The organism is Prolixibacter sp. SD074, assembly GCF_009617895.1.
Lineage (GTDB): Bacteria > Bacteroidota > Bacteroidia > Bacteroidales > Prolixibacteraceae > Prolixibacter.
This window is the reverse complement of record NZ_BLAW01000001.1, coordinates 3902054-3919668: the sequence shown is the minus strand read 5'-3', so window position 1 is coordinate 3919668 and position 17615 is coordinate 3902054. Positions and strand designations below refer to the sequence as shown.

Genomic DNA, 17615 nt, shown 5'->3' with positions numbered 1-17615 from the left:
CGCTGATTTTTATTACGCATGAAGGAAAAAGTTGTAGTCGGATTATCGGGCGGCGTCGATTCGAGCGTTGCCGCATACCTGCTCAAGCAGCAAGGTTATGAAGTGATTGGTGTGTTCATGATTAACTGGAAAGAACGCACCGGAACCCTTACGGCGAGTTGTACCTGGGAGGATGATATCACCTTTGCAGAGATGATTGCCAAAAAGCTGGATATCCCCTTCCACGTAGTCGATTTGTCGGATTTCTACCGGAAAAGGGTAGTCGATTATATGTTCGAGGAGTACGGGAAAGGGCATACGCCCAACCCGGACGTGCTCTGCAATCGCGAAATCAAGTTCGACATGTTCATGGAAAAGGCTATGGAACTGGGTGCCGACTACGTGGCCACCGGACATTATTGCCGGAAAGCCGAGGTAGTGAAGGATGGAAAAACATACTATCGCTTGCTGGCCGGTTCCGACCCAAACAAGGACCAGAGTTATTTCCTGTGTCAGCTCAACCAGGAACAACTGGCTAAGTCCATATTCCCGATAGGCCATTTGCTGAAGCCTGATGTGCGTGAAATTGCCCGTGAACAGGGATTGATAACTGCCGAACGAAAGGATTCACAGGGAATCTGCTTTGTGGGAAAAGTGGACTTGCCCGTTTTTCTTCAGCAAAAGCTGGAACCGAAAAAGGGCAACGTGATTGAAATTCCGGCCAACTTTATGGCCCGGAAAAAGGGAGTGGAAAAAACACCGGACAATTTCAAAAAACTATGCTATGCCTTCCCTTACAAACCGTGGAACGGGAAAGTAATCGGCGAGCACAACGGTGCCCAGTTTTATACCATCGGGCAACGGAAAGGATTGAATATAGGCGGTTATGCTGAACCTCTCTTCGTGTTGGCCACCGACATTAACCGGAACATTATTTATGTGGGCGAAGGAAAATCACATCCCGGGCTGTACCGTCCCGGGCTGTTTGTTCCCAAAGAAGATACTCACTGGATTAGACCCGACCTGGAAATTCCGGTGGGAGAAGAAAAGGATTTTCTCTTCCGGATACGGTATCGTCAGCCTCTCGAAAAAGGACGGATGTACATGCGCGAAGAAGGCCTCTACGTTATTTTCGAAGAAGAACAGCGCGGCATTACAGCCGGGCAGTTTGTAGCCTGGTACACCGACGATGAGCAAATTGGTTCGGGTGTGATTGAATGATTTTGGACCCGGATTATCGGCTCATTCTTCCCCGGCAATAGCTCCGTCACCTTTCTGAATGGGAATATATCGTAACGATGGCGATTCGATGAATTCACCCAATCCAAGGTTGGGCCACATTTCATCCACTTTCCGGATGGTTTCCATGGACGAGACCACCGGATTGGGCCAGTCGCGTTTGAAATTATCGAGCGAACCGGATTTGCGTGTTCCGTCCAGTACCAGGTGAGAAACATCTCCTTCGCTTCCCCCTTCAAAGATTTGGGAATCGCGTTTGGGATCGATGTTGCCCGAAACATACCAACCCACCGCATTCATGTCACGGATATCAAGCTCTTCATCAACAATGGCAATGAATTTAACTCCCTTGAATGCTTTGTTTTCGGTCAACTTTTCACCCAGCGCTTTCACCATTCCCGGTTGATTTTTCTTAACCGACACGACCACGAACGAAATGCCCATATCGAGCAATCCGGCATTGATATCGTGTACTTCCGGAATTTCCTTTTTTATGTCTTTTACAGAAACAACGGAACTCGCCGGAACGGAGTAGTTATCAAGTTCGTTATATAGTTCCTCTTCGTACTTGTGGGTGGCATCGATACCCATTTTGGAACCGTACGCAAATTTAGAAGCAGAATGGTCGAGCACATCCATCGGTCCTTGCGTGAAATAAATGTCGTGTGCCGGATCGACGACCCGGGACACCATCCGGGCAATTTCAGGATAATTGTGAATGTCGGTTTGGCCATCAGCCACAATCATCACTTTGTTGAACATCATCTGGCCGGCGCCCCACATGGCATTCATTACCTTCGCTGCCTGTCCGGCAAATGTCTTATCAATTTTCGAAATGGCCAGGTTGTGTGCAACTCCCGCCGGTGGTAATTCCATGTCTTCCATTTCCGGGATCATGGTCAGCTTCATCGGGCTAAGGAAAATGCGCTCCGTAGCGCGACCGATGTACGCATCTTCCTGCGGAGGGATACCAACAATGGTAGCCGGATAAACGGCATCCTTCCGGTGGGTTATACAGGTAACATGAAACTTGGGGTACCAGTCGGCCAGCGAATAAAATCCAGTGTGATCGCCAAACGGTCCTTCCCAGATAAAATCCTCTTCCGGGTCTACATATCCTTCGATAACAAAATCGGCATTTGAGGGAATTTCCAGATCGTTGGTGATACATTTTACCAGCTCCACTCTTTTCTTTCGTAAAAAGCCCGCTAGAAGGTACTCGTCGATGTTATCGGGTAGCGGGGCAGTGGCTGCATACGTGTATGCCGGGTCGCCGCCCAAGACGACGGAAATGGGCATGCGCTCGCCCCTTTTCTTATACTCGTTGAAATGGCGTGCCCCGGTTTTGTGTTTGTGCCAGTGCATTCCGGTTAAATTCGGACCAAAAACCTGCATGCGGTACATTCCAACATTGCGAACGCCTGTTTCCGGATCACGGGTCACCACACAAGGCAACGTAACAAACGGACCGCCATCGGCCGGCCAGCAGGTCAGTACCGGTAACTTCCCCATATCCGGCTCTTTCATTACAACTTCCTGGCATTTCCCTTTTCCGGATACGGATTTCGGCATCCACGAAGAAATCTGCCCCAGCATGGGGAGCATCCGGAGTTTTTCCATTAAACCGGCTTTGGGGCTCACCAGTTTCTTAAACAACGACTCAATTTCGTCGCCAATGGCATTCAGGTTATCGGCACCCAACGCCAGCGCCATCCGGTTATTTGAACCAAAAGCGTTAATCAGAACCGGAAAATCAGTCCCGGTATTTTCAAATAACAGCGCTTTCCCCCCTTCGGGTGATTTGGATACCCTGTCAACAATTTCGGGTATTTCCAACACCGGGTTAACGTACCCACTAATTCTGATTAACTCTCCTTTTCGCTCTAAAAGGTCGATATATTCATGAATTCCCTGAAATGCCATTTTCAAAAATTTTGATATAAAAATAGGGGATTTTAGCAATCCCCCATCTTTTCATAAAAACAATCGTATTATCATATGCCCGCCTGCTCTTTGAACCAATGCAGGGTTTGTGATTTCGGACGCTCGATAGGCAACGCATAAATTCGGTCCCAAACCAACTGAGCCAATACGCCCAAAGCCCGGCTGACACCAAACATCACGGTATAGAAGAAATACTCGTCGATACCATAATGAGTCAAAAGCGATCCGGAATAAGCATCCACATTCGGCCAGGGATTTTTCACCTTACCCAGCGATTGCAATACAGGAGGAACGACTTCATACATGCAGTTCACCACATCAATCAGGTGATCATCTTTAATGTACTTCTCTGCGAATTTTTTCTGAGCGGTATAACGTGGATCAGTTACACGCAAAACAGCATGTCCGAATCCGGGAATTACTTTTCCTTCTGAAATGTAGTTCTTCACATAATTCGCAATTTTCTTTTTTTCGTCATCTGCACATCCACATGGCCCAATTTCTTCGAGCATACCTTTTATCCAGCGAATCACTTCCTGATTGGCATAACCATGAAGCGGTCCTGCTAATCCTGTCATACCAGCGGCATACGCATAAAACGGATTACTCAATGCTGAAGACACCAGGTGGGTTGTGTGAGCCGATACGTTTCCTCCTTCATGGTCAGCGTGTAGGAATAGGTACAAACGGAACAAACGATAGACTTCTTCACTATCGTATCCCATCATGTGCGCAAAATTGGCTGCCCAATCGAGTTTCGGATTTGGCGGAATGATGTCACCGCCCTGATAGTTGCGCCGATAAATATAAGCGGCAATTGTCGGCAACTGGGCAATCAAATTCATGACATCTTCATAAGTTGTATCCCAGTATTCATCTTTCGGGACACCTTCACGATAGGCTTTCTGAAACAGTGATTCTGTGGCCATAGCCATAATACCAGTACTGAATTGTGTCATCGGCTTACTGGTAGGAGGTAAAGCATTGATCACATCGAAAACGTGCCCCGGAACTTTATTCCGCTTGGTCCATTCGTTTGTCAAATACTGAACATCTTCAACCGTCGGCAGCTCGTCCAATAACATTAAATAAAATAAGCCCTCCGGCAAAGGTTCTCCTTCCGGATTTAGCTTGGGAAGCTTCTCCTGCAATTCGGGGATCGAATAGCCCCGGAAACGAATACCGCTTTCCGGATCCAGCTTCGAAGTAACAGTGAGCAAACTTGTAACGCCTTTCATGCCCGTCAGCACCTGGCCCATCGAAACGGTATCCAGCTGCAGATCACCGTGCTCCTTCGCCAGTTTTTTTACAATTTGTCTCTCCTGATTCCCTTTCTTTAGGAGTTTTTCCTTGATATAGTCCATAGTAATAGGTGTTGAGTTGTTCTCAAATCTAATTAATTTATTTAAATATTCTCATATTTCAAACCCTGTCAATTCTGTATCATAACAAAAAAAAACGTTAAAAGGTTGATGATTTGAGCGCCAATTCCTATAGAAACCTATCCTGTAAAGCAAAAAAGGGAAGCCTGTCGGCCTCCCCTTTTTAAGTCTATAATGTTGTATCGATTATTCGGCCTTTTCTTCTTCTGACTGACCATCTGATTTATCTTCAGCTTTCGGCTCTTCAGCTGCCTTTTCTTCCGATATTTCATCAGCTTTAACAGCTTTTTCTTTGGTATCAGCTTCAGGAGTTTTGGGCCCGTCCTTAGCAGCAGTTTTCTCTGCAACAGGTTTTTCGCTGCTTTTTTTCTTCGAACCAGCCCTTCTTGAACGGCTTTTCTTGGGAGCTTCTTCTTTCGCTGCCAGCATGTTTTCGTTGTAATCCACCAGCTCGATGATACACATCTCTGCGTTGTCACCTAAACGGTTACCGGTTTTAAGTATGCGGGTATATCCTCCCGGACGTTCGCCTACTTTTACAATAACTTCGCGGAACAACTCATTTACAGCTGTTTTACTGCGCAATGAACGAAATGCCATACGACGGTTGTGCGTGGTGTCATCTTTAGCCTTGGTAATAATCGGCTCGATGAACGAACGTAACGACTTAGCCTTAGCAACAGTAGTATTGATTCGTTTGTGCAGGATCAGGGAGTTGGCCATGTTAGACAACATCGCTACCCGGTGAGAGCTAGTTCTGCCTAAATGATTGAATCCTTTATTATGTCTCATTGTTTATTAATCCTTGTCTAATTTATACTTACCGATGTCCATCCCAAAGTTCAGGCTCATACCAACAAGTAAATCATCAAGCTCGGTAAGCGACTTTTTACCAAAGTTGCGAAATTTGAGCAGATCATTCCGGTTGTACTGAACCAGATCCCCAAGGGTATCCACGTCGGCGGCTTTCAAACAATTGAGTGCGCGTACCGACAGATCCATGTCGACGAGTTTGGTCTTTAGGAGCTGACGCATGTGAAGTACTTCTTCATCGAATTCTTCATTCGCAAACTTCTCGTCTGAGTCAAGTGTGATTTTCTCATCGGAGAAGAGCATGAAGTGGTAAATCAGAATTTTAGCAGCTTCCTTCAGAGCATCTTTGGGATGAATTGATCCATCAGTCTTGATATCAAGAACCAACTTTTCATAGTCGGTTTTCTGTTCCACACGATAGTTTTCAACCTCGTATTTAACATTCTTGATAGGTGTAAAGATGGAATCGATAGGAATGACACCGAATTCTTCTTCAACGGGTTTGTTCTCGACACTCGGAACATAGCCGCGTCCCTTTTCAATGGCCAGTTCAATCTGGAGCTTCACTTCGGGCTCCATATTGCAAATAACCAATTCGGGATTCAGTACGCGGAAACCAGTGATGAAATTATTAATATCACCAGCCTTGAACTGCTCCTGGCCGAAAAGGGTAACCGTTACCTTTTCCGTTTCGAAGTCTTCCACTTCCCTTTTAAACCGAATCTGTTTCAGGTTCAGAATCATCTCGGTTACATCTTCGATGACTCCGGGAATGGTAGAAAATTCGTGTTCTACCCCTTCGATTTTGATTGTGGTAATAGCGTATCCTTCCAAAGATGATAACAGAATCCGCCGCAATGCATTGCCGATGGTGATTCCATAACCAGGCTCCAACGGACGAAATTCGAACTTGCCGAATTTGTCATCGGATTCAACCATTATCACTTTATCAGGCTTCTGGAAAGCTAAAATTGCCATAAACCTTAAATTAATTTTTATTTCGAATACAACTCTACGATAAGCTGTTCCTTGATATTTTCAGGAATTTCTTCCCGTTCCGGAACATTCAGGAACTTACCAGTCTTAGCTTCCCCATCCCATTCAATCCAGGGATATTTGTTATGACGTTGCGAAGACAATGAATCGGTAACTACCTCAAGCGACTTTGATTTCTCGCGAACACCGATTACATCACCCGGACGTACACTGTACGAAGGGATATTCACCACCGCGTTGTTTACCACAATGTGTTTGTGGCTTACCAACTGACGTGCCGCGGCACGGGTGGGAGCTATTCCTAAACGGAATACGACGTTATCGAGACGGCTCTCGAGAAGCTGAAGTAATACGGTACCAGTAACTCCTTTATGCGACGCAGCCTTTGTGAAAAGGTTACGGAACTGTTTCTCAAGGACACCGTAAGTATACTTAACTTTTTGTTTTTCTTTAAGCTGGGTCCCGTATTCGGACACTTTCCTGCGGCGACGGTTGTTGCCGTGCATTCCCGGAGGATAATTCTTGTGTTCAAATGCTTTGTCGGGCCCGAAAATGGGTTCGCCGAATTTTCTTGCGATCTTAGTTTGTGGTCCTCTATATCTTGCCATTATTTTCTTCTTTTAAATCATCAAAAATTAGACACGACGACGTTTCGGAGGCCGACAACCATTGTGTGGCAGCGGAGTAACGTCAACAATCTCGGTAACCTGAATTCCAACGTTCGAGATGGCACGAATAGCCGATTCACGTCCGTTACCTGGTCCCTTAACGTATACTTTTACCTTCCGTAATCCAAGATCATAAGCAGTTTTTCCGCACTCTTCCGATGCTGTCTGTGCAGCGTAAGGTGTATTTTTCTTTGATCCGCGGAATCCTTTTTTCCCAGCCGATGACCAGCTAATAACTTCTCCGTTATTGTTGGTCATCGAAATGATGATGTTATTGAAAGACGAGTGTACGTGAGCCTGTCCTACAGCCTCTACATTAACTACTCTTTTTTTCGAACTTCCAGACTTCTTTGCCATATCTACTTAAAATTATTTAGTAGCTTTCTTCTTGTTAGCAACCGTTTTCCTTTTTCCTTTACGGGTTCTGGCGTTGTTTTTGGTGCTCTGCCCACGTACCGGAAGGCCAATACGGTGGCGAATGCCACGATAGCAACCGATATCCATCAGTCGTTTTATGTTCAGCTGATATTCGGAGCGCAGTTCACCTTCAACTTTATATTTTTCATTGATCACTTTACGAATAGCAGCGAACTGGCTATCGTCCCAGTCCTTTACCTTGACATCTTTATCAACTCCAGCCTGCTCGAGAATTTGCTGTGCACGGCTGCGACCGATACCAAAGATATAGGTCAGGGCAATTTCACCTCTTTTATTGTTCGGTATATCTACACCAACTATACGAGCCATATTATTAATGAATTAAAAAATCCTTACAAAATTAATACATTATCCCTGACGTTGCTTGAACTTCGGGTTTTTTTTGTTAATAACGTAGAGACGACCTTTCCGCCGAACGATTTTGCAATCAGCACTACGTTTTTTGATAGATACTCTTACTTTCATTTTTCTGCGCTTTAATTTTTATATCTGAAAGTGATCCTTCCTTTAGTAAGGTCGTATGGAGACATCTCAACTTTTACTTTGTCACCAGGTAAAATCTTGATATAGTGCATACGCATCTTGCCCGATATGTGAGCAGTGATCACATGACCATTTTGTAATTCCACCCTAAACATCGCGTTTGACAACGCTTCAATAATGGTTCCATCTTGTTCTATAGAAGGCTGTTTTGCCATAAAAATTTGTTTTTTTTAATTGCTTCTTCTATAAAGTTAAAAGTTGAAAGTTTCTCAGCTTTCTCTTCCCGCACCACCAGGGTATGTTCAAAGTGTGCTGATGATTCTCCGTCTACTGTTTTAACGGTCCAGCCATCATCTTCGGTTACTACTCCGGATTTCCCCGAATTCAGCATTGGTTCAACAGCCATTACCATCCCACGTCTGAGCTTCACTCCACGTCCGGGTTTGCCATAATTGGCTATTTCCGGTTCTTCGTGAAGATTCCGCCCAAGGCCATGCCCAACGAAACCTCTTACAATTGAGAAGTGATGTCGTTCGGCATGGCGCCGGACAGCGTGTCCTATATCACCGAGCCGGTTTCCTTCAATTGCCGCGGTTATGGCATCCTCCAGCGAACGATATGTTGCCCGGCATAAGGTTTTTTCACGTTCCGGAACATTTCCGACCAAAAAGGTATAACATGAACCACCATACCAGCCGTTTAAGAGTACGCCACAATCTATGGAAACAATATCCCCGTCCTTAATTTTATATTCGGACGGTATACCGTGCACTACCGTATTGTTGACAGAAGCACAAAGGGTATTGGGATATCCCTGGTATCCCAGAAAACCTGGCTTTCCGTTATTATTTCGAATGAACGTTTCAGCTATCCGGTCCAACTCAAGCGTTGAAATACCGGGTTGAATATATAGTGCTATTTCAGCTAATGTGCGACTTACAAGTAAGCAACTTTCGCGAATGAGGCCGATTTCTTCATTTGTCTTGAAGTAAATCATCCCCGGCTGCTTAAATCACAGAAGGACCGCCACCAGTACGTCCCTTGATACGCCCGCCTTTCAGCAGACCGTCATAGTGACGCATGAGCAAGTGACTTTCGATCTGTTGCAACGTATCCAGAATAACTCCCACAAGAATCAGCAATGACGTCCCACCGTAGAAGTGCGCAAACTGGGAATTAATTCCCATAATCATTGCAAATGCCGGTAGAATCGTTACCAGTCCCAAAAAGATGGAACCCGGCAGTGTAATTCTTGACATGATGGTATCCAGGTATTCAGCCGTTCGTTTACCCGGTTTAACTCCCGGTATAAACCCGCCATTCTTTTTCATGTCCTCAGCCATTTGGACCGGATTAATGGTAATAGCGGTATAGAAATAGGTGAATATGATTACCAGCATGAACTGGGTAAAGTTATACCAGAATCCGGTATAATCCGAGAATGCTGACACGAAGCCACTCATCGCTTCCGAACCGGAAAATCCGGCAATACTCATCGGCACAAACATGATAGCCTGGGCGAAAATGATAGGCATTACACCAGCAGCATTCACCTTCAGGGGAATGTACTGACGAACACCGCCGTACTGACGGTTACCTACTATCCGTTTTGCATACTGTACCGGTACTTTCCGGGTACCCTGAACAAGCAGGATAGTCAACATGAATACCAGGAACAGAATTACAAATTCGACCAGGAACATAACCAGTCCTCCACCCTGCTCTTCCAACCGGCTTACAAACTCGGCGAAGAGGGCAAAAGGCAGACGGGCAATAATACCAATCATGATAATGAGCGAAATACCATTACCAATTCCTTTGTCCGTAATTCGTTCCCCCAGCCACATGATAAACATGGAGCCTGCCGTCAGAATTATTGTGGAGGCAATGGTAAAGGTAGCCCCCTTAATTGCAAATGCCGTTTCGGGAAGCTGATAGTGCAAATTAGTTAAGTAAGCCGGCGCCTGAAACAACAGGATACCCACTGTCAAATAGCGGGTAATCTGATTGATTTTATTACGTCCGGACTCTCCTTCTTTCTGTAACTTCTGAAAATAAGGAACTGCGATACCCATAAGCTGAATCACGATTGAAGCACTGATGTAGGGCATAATTCCCAACGCAAATATCGATGCGTTCGAGAACGCTCCTCCCGAAAACATGTTCAACAGTCCGAGAAGCCCTGAGGAAGTTTGCGCCTTTAACGCACCCAACTGGGCCGGATCAATTCCCGGTAGGGAAACGAATGAACCAAGTCGGTAAACTATCAGGAAGAGAAACGTAACTGTCAACCGGGATCTTAAATCCTCAATCTTATAGATGTTCTTAAGGGTCTCGAATAACTTTTTCATTAGGTTCAGAGTATTTCAGTAGTTCCTTCTAATTTTTCGATTGCCTCTTTAGCGCTCTTGGAGAAAGCATGGGCCTTTACGTTGAGTTTTTTACTCAATTCGCCATTTCCAAGGATTTTCACCTTGTCGTTTTTGGAAATAAATCCAGCAGCGATGAGCGTATCAACATCTATTGCTTCCAGGCCTTTATCGTCGGCTAATTTCTGCAAAACACCCAGGTTGATAGCTTTGTAGTCAACCCGGTTTACATTTTTAAAACCGAACTTAGGCACAAGGCGCTGCAAAGGCATCTGTCCACCCTGGAATCCAATTTTTCGTGAGTAACCGGAACGGGATTTGGCACCTTTATGACCGCGGGTTGATGTGCCTCCGAAACCGGAGCCCTGGCCTCTGCCAATCCTTTTTTTGCTTTTGGTGGAACCTGTTGCAGGCTGTAAGTTATGCAATTCCATATCTGAAAAAATGATTTTTGTCGTTAAACTTCTTCAACCTTAACAAGGTGCTTCAGTTTGTTAACCATTCCCTGAATTTGCGGGGTAGCCTCATGCTCGATGGTCTGGTTCAATTTTTTTAGCCCCAGGGCTACAAGGGTCCTTTTCTGAACCTTAGAAGCACCAATTCCGCTTTTCACCTGTGTAATTCGAATTTTTGCCATTTCTCTAGGTGTCTTTCTTATCCGTTAAACACTTTGTCGAGGGTTACGCCACGGTGTTCAGCAACTGTATAGGCATCGCGCATTTCGAGCAATCCATTGAATGTTGCTTTCACCAGGTTGTGCGGGTTGGAAGACCCCTTGGACTTAGCCAGGATGTCATGAATTCCAACACTCTCCAGTACGGCACGCATGGCACCCCCTGCTTTTACTCCGGTACCCGAAGATGCCGGTTTCAGGAATACCCTTGCACCGCCATACTTGGCTACCTGCTCGTGTGGAATGGTTCCGTTAATAACCGGAACCTTAACGAGATTTTTCTTAGCTGCATCAACACCTTTCGCGATGGCGGTGGTTACTTCACTGGCTTTACCAAGACCCCAGCCTACAATTCCGTCTTCGTTGCCAACAACGACGATAGCTGAAAAGCTGAATGTTCTACCACCTTTGGTGACTTTGGTAACGCGGTTAATTGTTACTAACCGGTCTTTAAGGTCGAGATCGCTGGTTTTTACTTTTTTAATGTTCTTAGCCATAATACTTAGAATTTAAGACCTCCTTCGCGCGCAGCTTCGGCGACTGCTTTAACACGTCCGTGATACAAATATCCCCCTCTGTCAAACCTTACGGTACTGATACCGGCAGCTACTGCCTTTTCAGCAGCTAGTTTTCCAACTTTAGCTGCAATTTCAGTTTTCGTACCCTTTTCAGAGGCGATTTCTTTATTCAGTGAAGATACTGCGACCAAGGTATTACCCGCTACATCATCGATCAACTGTACATAAATCTGATTGTTGCTTCGATAAATACTCATGCGAGGGGCCTCGGCAGAACCAGAAATTTTAGTTCTGATTCTTTTACGAATTCTATCTCTTCTTTCTTGCTTTGTATGAGCCATAACTCAAAAGTCAAAATTATTTAACATTTGCCGATTTACCAGCTTTACGACGCAGCTGCTCTCCAACAAACTTGATACCTTTTCCTTTATAAGGTTCAGGCATACGGAAGGAACGAATTTTAGCAGCAACCTGGCCGATGAGCTGTTTGTCAGCACTTTTAAGTGTTACGATTGGATTGCTTCGCTTGTCAGTCACGGCTTCTACGTTCACTTCGTTAGGAAGTTGAATGTAGGTATGGTGAGAATAACCCAGAACCAGGTCAAGAACCTGTCCTTTGTTCTCGGCACGGTAACCAACACCCACCAATTCCAATTTAATTTCATAACCCTTTGAAACGCCTTTAACCATGTTGTTAATCAACGAACGGTACAAACCGTGCATTGCTTTATGACGCTTCTGCTCAGTGGGCCGTTTCAGCACAATCTTATTTTCTTCCAGAGAAACTTCGATTTCGGGATCGACCTTTTGGAAGAGTTCTCCCTGAGGACCTTTTACGGTAACGATATTTTCGTCGCTTACGTTTACAGCCACTCCGGCAGGGACTTCAATGGGCAGTTTTCCTATCCTTGACATTGTAATTCCTCCTTAATTAATAAACGTAGCACAAAATCTCTCCACCAACGTTCATATCCTTCGCTTCCTTGTCAGTGATAACTCCTTTCGATGTTGAAAGAATAGCTACACCTAAACCGTTGAGCACACGCGGGATTGAATCGGTGTCACAGTAACGGCGAAGCCCGGGTTTAGAGATACGCTTCAACGTTTTAATAGCAGGCGTACCGTCGACCGGGTGGTACTTGAGAGCGATTTTAATGCTTCCCTGGTAGTTTTTCTCTTCATCAATTTTGTAATTCAAAATGTACCCTTTCTCCTTCAGTATTTTGGTCATTTCGATTTTCAGGTTTGATGCAGGGATCTCTACTACTTTATGTTTTGCCTTAAGGGCATTTCTCAGTCGAGTCAGATAATCTGCAATCGGATCAGTCATCTTTGCAATAATTTAAATGATTACCAACTTGCTTTTTTAACTCCGGGAATCAGGCCGGCCGAAGCCATTTCACGGAACTGAATCCTGGAGATGCCGAACTGACGCATATACCCTTTCGGACGACCAGTGAGATTACAACGATTGTGCATACGTACGCGTGATGAGTTACGCGGCAGTTTGCTCAGTGCAATGTAGTCACCTTCTTCTTTCAGGCGTGCCCTCTTTTCGGCGTATCTTTCAACGAGTTTCGCACGTTTTACTTCACGTGCTTTCATTGATTCCTTAGCCATATCCTTTAATTCTTTTTAGCGTTTTTAAACGGGATACCAAATGCGCGAAGCAATGCATATCCTTCTTCATCGGTATCAGCCGAGGTAACGAATGTAATATTATACCCGTTAATCTTGGTTACCTTATCGAGAACAATCTCAGGAAAGATAATCTGCTCCGTTACGCCGAGGGTATAATTCCCACGTCCGTCTAATTTGTCGCTAACCCCTTTGAAATCGCGAATACGCGGTAGGGCAACACTAATCAGACGATCAAGAAATTCATACATCCGCTCGCGGCGCAGGGTTACGCGAACTCCAATCGGCATTTTCTTACGCAGTTTGAAATTCGAGATATCTTTCTTTGAATTAGTAGTAACAGCTTTTTGACCGGCAATTGCAGTTAATTCCTCTACTGCAACCTCGATGAGTTTCTTATCGGCTATAGCAGCACCAACTCCCTGGTTGATTATAATTTTCTCGAGTTTCGGAACCTGCATGATGGAACTATAACCAAATTCCTTCTGCAAAGCAGGTACGATTTCTTCCCGGTACTTGTTCTTTAGTGTAGGTACGTAATCCATTACTTAATCTCCTCTCCTGATTTCTTCGAATAACGTACTAATTTTCCTTTGTCGTTCAGGCGACGGCCAATACGAGTCCGCTTACCGCTTGCAGGATCAACCAACATCAAGTTGGAAATATGCACCGTGGCTTCTTGTTTTAAAATTCCGCCCTGTGGATTCTCTGCATTGGGTTTGGTGTGTTTCGACACCAGATTGACTCCCTCGACGATGGCGCGTTCTTTCTCCCGGTCCACCTCGAGCACTTTCCCTTGCTGCCCTTTGGAGTTGCCGGATATTACCACTACGCTATCCCCTTTTTTGATATGTAACTTTTTTTGCATTGTTCTGAATCTTTTTAAAGTACTTCAGGTGCCAAAGAGACAATTTTCATGTGGCTGTCACGCAGTTCGCGGGCAACGGGGCCGAAAATACGGGTTCCACGCATTTCTCCGGTTGCACTGAGCAACACAACTGCATTGTCATCGAAGCGAATGTATGAGCCATCCTGACGGCGCACTTCTTTCCGCGTACGAACAACAACAGCCTTCGAAACAGTCCCTTTTTTCAAATCGCTGCCAGGAAGAGCGTTCTTAACCGTTACCACCACTTTGTCACCCAAAGAAGCATAACGCTTGCGGGTACCGCCTAAAACGCGAATGACCAAAGCTTCCTTTGCTCCGCTGTTATCGGCAACTGTACAACGTGTTTCTTGCTGTATCATGGTTACTTAGCTCTTTCTAAAATTTCAACTAGTCTCCATCCCTTGTTTTTCGACAGTGGACGGGTTTCCATAATTTTTACGGTATCGCCAATGTTGCAGGCATTAGCTTCGTCGTGTGCATAAAATTTGCTGGTTTTATTCACAAACTTCCCATACATAGGATGTTTTACCTTACGCTTTTCTGCAACGACAATGCTTTTATCCATCTTATTGCTAACGACAACGCCGATACGCTCTTTCCGAAGATTTCTTGTTTCCATTGTCTAATTTATTTTTCTTCAAGTTGACGTTTCCGCAGTTCTGTTTGCAAACGAGCAATATCTCTGCGGGTATGGCGAATTCTTAACGGATTATCAAGCGGGCTCACGGCATGATTCATTTTCATCCGGACCAACTCTTCATTCGCGTTATCGATCTTCTCGACGATTTCCGCTGTGGTTAACTCACTGATTTCAGAAGTTTTCATTACTCATTAATTGAAGATTCTACAAAATCGCGTCGAATAACAAATTTGGTCGTTACTGGCAATTTCTGTGCTGCCAGGCGTAACGCTTCCTTTGCGAGATCGAACGGAACACCGTCCACTTCAATCAGGATTCTTCCCGGAGTAACGGGTGCGACAAATGCTTCAGGAGCTCCTTTACCTTTACCCATACGTACCTCTGCAGGCTTCTTGGTAATCGGTTTATCTGGGAAAATTCGGATCCAAATCTGTCCCTGACGCTGCATGTGGCGGGTTACCGCTACCCTGGCTGCCTCTATCTGACGGCCCGTAATCCATGCTGATTCCAGGGATTTAATACCAAAGGTTCCAAATGAAAGCTGATTACCTCGTTGGGCATTCCCCTTCATCCGTCCCTTTTGTACTCTTCTGAACTTTACTTTTTTGGGCTGTAACATCTTTTTTTACTTTCTCGATGGTTAACAGACTTAATTATTTCCTGCGCTGCTTCCTGGCCCCGCCACCTTGTTTGCCACCGCGTCCACCTGGTCCTTTTTGTTGACCAACGTTTGGCGACAAGTCGCGTTTGCCATAGACTTCTCCTTTGCAGATCCAAACCTTTACGCCGATCAATCCGGTTTTGGTTAAAGCTTCTCCAAGGGCGTAGTCAATGTCGGCACGAAGGGTATGCAACGGTGTACGACCATCTTTATACATTTCTGAACGAGCCATTTCGGCGCCGTTCAAACGGCCGGAAACCTGCACTTTGATACCCTCTGCCCCCATTCGCATAGCGGAAGCAATCGACATTTTAACAGCGCGGCGGTAGGCAATTTTGCCTTCTATCTGGCGTGCGATATTATTGGCGACGATGCGGGCGTCGAGTTCAGGACGTTTAATCTCAAAGATGTTGATCTGAACTTCTTTCTTGGTGATCTTCTTCAACTCCTCTTTCAATTTGTCGACTTCCTGACCACCTTTACCAATAATAATACCGGGCCTTGAGGTATGGATTGTGATAGTGATGAGCTTCAGCGTGCGCTCGATGATGATCTTCGAAATGCTCGCTTTAGCCAAACGTGCAGAAAGATATTCCCGCAGTTTGTGGTCTTCGACCAGTTTGTCACCATAATTATCACCTCCGAACCAGTTGGAATCCCATCCTTTGATTATTCCAAGCCTATTAGATATCGGATTTACTTTTTGTCCCATGTATTATTATTTAGAAATTTCTTCAACAACATTCTTACTGTCCAGACGGAGAGTTACATGGTTCGAACGTTTCCGGATACGGTGTGCCCGGCCCTGGGGCGCCGGGCGCAAACGTTTCAGAATACGTGCCGAATCAACGAACACCTCTGACACGTAAAGATTACTTTCTTCAATCCTTACGCCTTCGTTTTTGGCCTGCCAGTTCGCGATAGCTGAAAGTAATAGTTTTTCAACCGGGCGGGCGGCATCCTTTGACGAGAACTTCAGGACGTCCAGAGCTAAATTCACCTCCATGCCGCGAATCATATCAACGACAAGACGCATTTTGCGCGGCGAAGTGGGACAATTGCGCAGAACGGCCTGATATTGTTGTTTTTTTGCTTCTTTGAGCAATTCAGCGCTCTTTCTTTTTCTTGAACCCATCGTTAGTACTTTTTACTACTTTTTAACATTACCGTGGGTATGGCTTATCTCTTTTTGTTTCCACCATGACCCCGGAAGGTACGTGTAGGTGCAAATTCTCCCAATTTGTGACCAACCATGTTCTCAGTTACATAAACAGGGATAAACTTGTTTCCGTTGTGAACAGCGACGGTGTGCCCTACAAAATCAGGTGAAATCATGGAATGTCTGGCCCACGTTTTGATTACCGACTTCTTCCCGCCTTCATTCATAGCGAGAACCTTTTTTTCCAATTTCAAGTCGATAAAAGGGCCTTTTTTAAGCGAACGGCTCATAATCGATGATTACTTTTTCCTACGTTCAACAATGTACTTATTCGAAGCCTTCTTCTTAGCGCGGGTCTTATACCCCTTAGCCAGAACGCCTTTACGCGACCGCGGGTGTCCACCCGAAGAGCGTCCTTCCCCACCACCCATTGGGTGATCGACTGGGTTCATAGCTACACCGCGTACTCGCGGACGACGACCAAGCCAGCGGCTTCGACCGGCTTTACCTGATCTTTCAAGCGCATGATCGGTGTTTCCAACTGTACCTACCGTTGCACGGCAAGCAGTAAGAACCATACGGGATTCGCCTGATGGTAATTTGACAATCACATACCTTCCTTCACGTGAAGTAAGCTGCGCATACGAACCGGCAGAACGAGCCATGACGCCGCCTTGTCCGGGTTGCAACTCAATGTTGTGAACGATGGTACCCAAAGGTATTTTGGCTAACGGAAGGGCATTTCCAACTTCTGGAGCTACGCTATCCCCCGAAATAACGGTTTGGCCTTCACGAAGACCGTTCGGGGCGAGGATGTAACGTTTTTCTCCATCAGCATAAACCAACAGCGCAATACGTGCGGTACGATTCGGATCGTACTGTACAGATTGCACTTTAGCGGGAACACCATCCTTATCGCGCTTAAAGTCGATAACACGGTACTTCCGCTTATGCCCGCCACCTATATACCTCATTGTCATCTTACCGGTGTTATTACGCCCACCGGTTTTTTTTATGGGCTTCAACAATGATTTCTCAGGTGTGTCTGTCGTAACGGTATCAAAGGCACCAATAATCTTGTGCCTTTGACCCGGTGTTACAGGTTTTAATTTTCTAACTGCCATCT

The 17615-nt window shown here is 45.4% G+C and carries 29 protein-coding genes; 1 reads left to right on the top strand and 28 read right to left on the bottom strand.

Features of this window, described 5'->3' with window-relative positions; all coding sequences use genetic code 11:
- Nucleotides 1-18: 18 nt before the first annotated feature.
- Nucleotides 19-1200 (top strand): tRNA 2-thiouridine(34) synthase MnmA, encoded by a 1182-nt coding sequence (gene mnmA, locus GJU82_RS16900; protein ID WP_153633225.1) that lies wholly within the window; start codon nucleotides 19-21, stop codon nucleotides 1198-1200.
- Between the two features lie 21 nt (nucleotides 1201-1221).
- On the opposite strand, the gene GJU82_RS16895 is transcribed toward mnmA, so the two are convergent.
- The 28 genes from GJU82_RS16895 to rplB all read right to left on the bottom strand — a co-directional run bounded on the left by GJU82_RS16895 (nucleotide 1222) and on the right by rplB (nucleotide 17613).
- Nucleotides 1222-3141, bottom strand: coding sequence for a menaquinone biosynthesis decarboxylase (locus GJU82_RS16895; RefSeq protein WP_153633224.1), 1920 nt, complete (start codon nucleotides 3139-3141; stop codon nucleotides 1222-1224).
- Nucleotides 3142-3212: 71 nt separating this feature from the next.
- Nucleotides 3213-4526, bottom strand: a complete 1314-nt coding sequence (locus GJU82_RS16890; protein WP_153633223.1) for a citrate (Si)-synthase — start codon at nucleotides 4524-4526, stop codon at nucleotides 3213-3215.
- A 204-nt stretch (nucleotides 4527-4730) separates the two neighbouring features.
- A complete protein-coding gene (rplQ, locus tag GJU82_RS18005) occupies nucleotides 4731-5336 on the bottom strand; it encodes a 50S ribosomal protein L17 (protein WP_153633222.1) in 606 nt (201 codons plus the stop codon).
- Nucleotides 5337-5342: 6 nt separating this feature from the next.
- Nucleotides 5343-6335 (bottom strand): DNA-directed RNA polymerase subunit alpha, encoded by a 993-nt coding sequence (locus GJU82_RS16880; RefSeq protein ID WP_153633221.1) that lies wholly within the window; start codon nucleotides 6333-6335, stop codon nucleotides 5343-5345.
- A 17-nt stretch (nucleotides 6336-6352) separates the two neighbouring features.
- The gene (rpsD, locus tag GJU82_RS16875; protein ID WP_153633220.1) at nucleotides 6353-6961 is read right to left on the bottom strand and encodes a 30S ribosomal protein S4; all 609 of its coding nucleotides are present in this window, start codon (nucleotides 6959-6961) and stop codon (nucleotides 6353-6355) included.
- Nucleotides 6962-6988: 27 nt separating this feature from the next.
- Nucleotides 6989-7378, bottom strand: coding sequence for a 30S ribosomal protein S11 (rpsK, locus tag GJU82_RS16870; RefSeq protein WP_153633219.1), 390 nt, complete (start codon nucleotides 7376-7378; stop codon nucleotides 6989-6991).
- 12 nt (nucleotides 7379-7390) lie between these two features.
- The gene (gene rpsM, locus GJU82_RS16865; protein WP_025863456.1) at nucleotides 7391-7768 is read right to left on the bottom strand and encodes a 30S ribosomal protein S13; all 378 of its coding nucleotides are present in this window, start codon (nucleotides 7766-7768) and stop codon (nucleotides 7391-7393) included.
- A gap of 39 nt (nucleotides 7769-7807) precedes the next feature.
- Entirely contained in the window at nucleotides 7808-7924 is a 117-nt protein-coding gene (gene ykgO, locus GJU82_RS16860) for a type B 50S ribosomal protein L36 (protein WP_081782363.1), read from the bottom strand.
- Nucleotides 7925-7935: 11 nt separating this feature from the next.
- Entirely contained in the window at nucleotides 7936-8157 is a 222-nt protein-coding gene (infA, locus tag GJU82_RS16855) for a translation initiation factor IF-1 (RefSeq protein ID WP_027585466.1), read from the bottom strand.
- Nucleotides 8136-8939, bottom strand: a complete 804-nt coding sequence (map, locus tag GJU82_RS16850; RefSeq protein WP_153633218.1) for a type I methionyl aminopeptidase — start codon at nucleotides 8937-8939, stop codon at nucleotides 8136-8138. The genes infA and map overlap by 22 nt, the downstream gene beginning before the upstream one ends.
- 10 nt (nucleotides 8940-8949) lie before the next feature.
- Nucleotides 8950-10293, bottom strand: coding sequence for a preprotein translocase subunit SecY (gene secY / locus GJU82_RS16845; RefSeq protein WP_153633217.1), 1344 nt, complete (start codon nucleotides 10291-10293; stop codon nucleotides 8950-8952).
- Between the two features lie 5 nt (nucleotides 10294-10298).
- On the bottom strand, nucleotides 10299-10745 hold the full coding sequence (rplO, locus tag GJU82_RS16840; protein WP_153633216.1) for a 50S ribosomal protein L15: 447 nt from the start codon (nucleotides 10743-10745) through the stop codon (nucleotides 10299-10301).
- 23 nt (nucleotides 10746-10768) lie between these two features.
- Complete coding sequence (gene rpmD / locus GJU82_RS16835) at nucleotides 10769-10948, bottom strand: 50S ribosomal protein L30 (protein ID WP_153633215.1); 180 nt, start codon at nucleotides 10946-10948, stop codon at nucleotides 10769-10771.
- 17 nt (nucleotides 10949-10965) lie between these two features.
- The gene (gene rpsE, locus GJU82_RS16830; RefSeq protein WP_153633214.1) at nucleotides 10966-11481 is read right to left on the bottom strand and encodes a 30S ribosomal protein S5; all 516 of its coding nucleotides are present in this window, start codon (nucleotides 11479-11481) and stop codon (nucleotides 10966-10968) included.
- Nucleotides 11482-11486: 5 nt separating this feature from the next.
- A complete protein-coding gene (gene rplR / locus GJU82_RS16825; RefSeq protein ID WP_153633213.1) occupies nucleotides 11487-11843 on the bottom strand; it encodes a 50S ribosomal protein L18 in 357 nt (118 codons plus the stop codon).
- A gap of 16 nt (nucleotides 11844-11859) precedes the next feature.
- On the bottom strand, nucleotides 11860-12417 hold the full coding sequence (gene rplF / locus GJU82_RS16820) for a 50S ribosomal protein L6 (protein ID WP_153633212.1): 558 nt from the start codon (nucleotides 12415-12417) through the stop codon (nucleotides 11860-11862).
- 16 nt (nucleotides 12418-12433) lie between these two features.
- On the bottom strand, nucleotides 12434-12832 hold the full coding sequence (rpsH, locus tag GJU82_RS16815; RefSeq protein WP_153633211.1) for a 30S ribosomal protein S8: 399 nt from the start codon (nucleotides 12830-12832) through the stop codon (nucleotides 12434-12436).
- Nucleotides 12833-12852: 20 nt separating this feature from the next.
- Nucleotides 12853-13122, bottom strand: a complete 270-nt coding sequence (gene rpsN / locus GJU82_RS16810; protein WP_153633210.1) for a 30S ribosomal protein S14 — start codon at nucleotides 13120-13122, stop codon at nucleotides 12853-12855.
- 5 nt (nucleotides 13123-13127) lie between these two features.
- Complete coding sequence (rplE, locus tag GJU82_RS16805) at nucleotides 13128-13685, bottom strand: 50S ribosomal protein L5 (protein ID WP_153633209.1); 558 nt, start codon at nucleotides 13683-13685, stop codon at nucleotides 13128-13130.
- On the bottom strand, nucleotides 13685-14008 hold the full coding sequence (gene rplX / locus GJU82_RS16800) for a 50S ribosomal protein L24 (RefSeq protein WP_153633208.1): 324 nt from the start codon (nucleotides 14006-14008) through the stop codon (nucleotides 13685-13687). Before rplX ends, rplE begins: the two co-directional genes overlap by 1 nt.
- A 14-nt stretch (nucleotides 14009-14022) precedes the next feature.
- On the bottom strand, nucleotides 14023-14388 hold the full coding sequence (gene rplN / locus GJU82_RS16795; RefSeq protein ID WP_025863443.1) for a 50S ribosomal protein L14: 366 nt from the start codon (nucleotides 14386-14388) through the stop codon (nucleotides 14023-14025).
- Between the two features lie 2 nt (nucleotides 14389-14390).
- Nucleotides 14391-14648 (bottom strand): 30S ribosomal protein S17, encoded by a 258-nt coding sequence (gene rpsQ / locus GJU82_RS16790; RefSeq protein ID WP_153633207.1) that lies wholly within the window; start codon nucleotides 14646-14648, stop codon nucleotides 14391-14393.
- An 8-nt stretch (nucleotides 14649-14656) separates the two neighbouring features.
- Nucleotides 14657-14854, bottom strand: a complete 198-nt coding sequence (gene rpmC / locus GJU82_RS16785) for a 50S ribosomal protein L29 (RefSeq protein WP_153633206.1) — start codon at nucleotides 14852-14854, stop codon at nucleotides 14657-14659.
- Nucleotides 14854-15288 (bottom strand): 50S ribosomal protein L16, encoded by a 435-nt coding sequence (rplP, locus tag GJU82_RS16780; RefSeq protein ID WP_153633205.1) that lies wholly within the window; start codon nucleotides 15286-15288, stop codon nucleotides 14854-14856. Before rplP ends, rpmC begins: the two co-directional genes overlap by 1 nt.
- Before the next feature lie 34 nt (nucleotides 15289-15322).
- Nucleotides 15323-16042 (bottom strand): 30S ribosomal protein S3, encoded by a 720-nt coding sequence (gene rpsC, locus GJU82_RS16775; protein ID WP_153633204.1) that lies wholly within the window; start codon nucleotides 16040-16042, stop codon nucleotides 15323-15325.
- A gap of 6 nt (nucleotides 16043-16048) precedes the next feature.
- On the bottom strand, nucleotides 16049-16465 hold the full coding sequence (gene rplV / locus GJU82_RS16770) for a 50S ribosomal protein L22 (RefSeq protein ID WP_153633203.1): 417 nt from the start codon (nucleotides 16463-16465) through the stop codon (nucleotides 16049-16051).
- 44 nt (nucleotides 16466-16509) lie between these two features.
- Complete coding sequence (rpsS, locus tag GJU82_RS16765) at nucleotides 16510-16779, bottom strand: 30S ribosomal protein S19 (protein ID WP_153633202.1); 270 nt, start codon at nucleotides 16777-16779, stop codon at nucleotides 16510-16512.
- Between the two features lie 9 nt (nucleotides 16780-16788).
- On the bottom strand, nucleotides 16789-17613 hold the full coding sequence (gene rplB, locus GJU82_RS16760) for a 50S ribosomal protein L2 (RefSeq protein ID WP_153633201.1): 825 nt from the start codon (nucleotides 17611-17613) through the stop codon (nucleotides 16789-16791).
- Between the last annotated feature and the right edge of the window lie 2 nt (nucleotides 17614-17615).

What these genes read in the sequence shown, in the direction of transcription:
- rpmD (WP_153633215.1), bottom strand. Translation starts at nt 10,948, where the DNA reads ATGGCAAAAATTCGAATTACACAGGTGAAAAGCGGAATTGGTGCTTCT.
- rpsM (WP_025863456.1), bottom strand. Translation starts at nt 7,768, where the DNA reads ATGGCTCGTATAGTTGGTGTAGATATACCGAACAATAAAAGAGGTGAA.
- rplB (WP_153633201.1), bottom strand. Translation starts at nt 17,613, where the DNA reads ATGGCAGTTAGAAAATTAAAACCTGTAACACCGGGTCAAAGGCACAAG.
- map (WP_153633218.1), bottom strand. Translation starts at nt 8,939, where the DNA reads ATGATTTACTTCAAGACAAATGAAGAAATCGGCCTCATTCGCGAAAGT.
- infA (WP_027585466.1), bottom strand. Translation starts at nt 8,157, where the DNA reads ATGGCAAAACAGCCTTCTATAGAACAAGATGGAACCATTATTGAAGCG.
- rpsC (WP_153633204.1), bottom strand. Translation starts at nt 16,042, where the DNA reads ATGGGACAAAAAGTAAATCCGATATCTAATAGGCTTGGAATAATCAAA.
- rpsE (WP_153633214.1), bottom strand. Translation starts at nt 11,481, where the DNA reads ATGGCTAAGAACATTAAAAAAGTAAAAACCAGCGATCTCGACCTTAAA.
- rplQ (WP_153633222.1), bottom strand. Translation starts at nt 5,336, where the DNA reads ATGAGACATAATAAAGGATTCAATCATTTAGGCAGAACTAGCTCTCAC.
- GJU82_RS16880 (WP_153633221.1), bottom strand. Translation starts at nt 6,335, where the DNA reads ATGGCAATTTTAGCTTTCCAGAAGCCTGATAAAGTGATAATGGTTGAA.
- rplE (WP_153633209.1), bottom strand. Translation starts at nt 13,685, where the DNA reads ATGGATTACGTACCTACACTAAAGAACAAGTACCGGGAAGAAATCGTA.
- rplP (WP_153633205.1), bottom strand. Translation starts at nt 15,288, where the DNA reads ATGTTACAGCCCAAAAAAGTAAAGTTCAGAAGAGTACAAAAGGGACGG.
- rpsS (WP_153633202.1), bottom strand. Translation starts at nt 16,779, where the DNA reads ATGAGCCGTTCGCTTAAAAAAGGCCCTTTTATCGACTTGAAATTGGAA.
- rplN (WP_025863443.1), bottom strand. Translation starts at nt 14,388, where the DNA reads ATGATACAGCAAGAAACACGTTGTACAGTTGCCGATAACAGCGGAGCA.
- GJU82_RS16890 (WP_153633223.1), bottom strand. Translation starts at nt 4,526, where the DNA reads ATGGACTATATCAAGGAAAAACTCCTAAAGAAAGGGAATCAGGAGAGA.
- rpmC (WP_153633206.1), bottom strand. Translation starts at nt 14,854, where the DNA reads ATGAAAACTTCTGAAATCAGTGAGTTAACCACAGCGGAAATCGTCGAG.
- rpsQ (WP_153633207.1), bottom strand. Translation starts at nt 14,648, where the DNA reads ATGGAAACAAGAAATCTTCGGAAAGAGCGTATCGGCGTTGTCGTTAGC.
- rplV (WP_153633203.1), bottom strand. Translation starts at nt 16,465, where the DNA reads ATGGGTTCAAGAAAAAGAAAGAGCGCTGAATTGCTCAAAGAAGCAAAA.
- ykgO (WP_081782363.1), bottom strand. Translation starts at nt 7,924, where the DNA reads ATGAAAGTAAGAGTATCTATCAAAAAACGTAGTGCTGATTGCAAAATC.
- rpsH (WP_153633211.1), bottom strand. Translation starts at nt 12,832, where the DNA reads ATGACTGATCCGATTGCAGATTATCTGACTCGACTGAGAAATGCCCTT.
- mnmA (WP_153633225.1), top strand. Translation starts at nt 19, where the DNA reads ATGAAGGAAAAAGTTGTAGTCGGATTATCGGGCGGCGTCGATTCGAGC.
- rpsK (WP_153633219.1), bottom strand. Translation starts at nt 7,378, where the DNA reads ATGGCAAAGAAGTCTGGAAGTTCGAAAAAAAGAGTAGTTAATGTAGAG.
- rpsN (WP_153633210.1), bottom strand. Translation starts at nt 13,122, where the DNA reads ATGGCTAAGGAATCAATGAAAGCACGTGAAGTAAAACGTGCGAAACTC.
- rpsD (WP_153633220.1), bottom strand. Translation starts at nt 6,961, where the DNA reads ATGGCAAGATATAGAGGACCACAAACTAAGATCGCAAGAAAATTCGGC.
- secY (WP_153633217.1), bottom strand. Translation starts at nt 10,293, where the DNA reads ATGAAAAAGTTATTCGAGACCCTTAAGAACATCTATAAGATTGAGGAT.
- rplX (WP_153633208.1), bottom strand. Translation starts at nt 14,008, where the DNA reads ATGCAAAAAAAGTTACATATCAAAAAAGGGGATAGCGTAGTGGTAATA.
- rplF (WP_153633212.1), bottom strand. Translation starts at nt 12,417, where the DNA reads ATGTCAAGGATAGGAAAACTGCCCATTGAAGTCCCTGCCGGAGTGGCT.
- GJU82_RS16895 (WP_153633224.1), bottom strand. Translation starts at nt 3,141, where the DNA reads ATGGCATTTCAGGGAATTCATGAATATATCGACCTTTTAGAGCGAAAA.
- rplR (WP_153633213.1), bottom strand. Translation starts at nt 11,843, where the DNA reads ATGGCTCATACAAAGCAAGAAAGAAGAGATAGAATTCGTAAAAGAATC.
- rplO (WP_153633216.1), bottom strand. Translation starts at nt 10,745, where the DNA reads ATGGAATTGCATAACTTACAGCCTGCAACAGGTTCCACCAAAAGCAAA.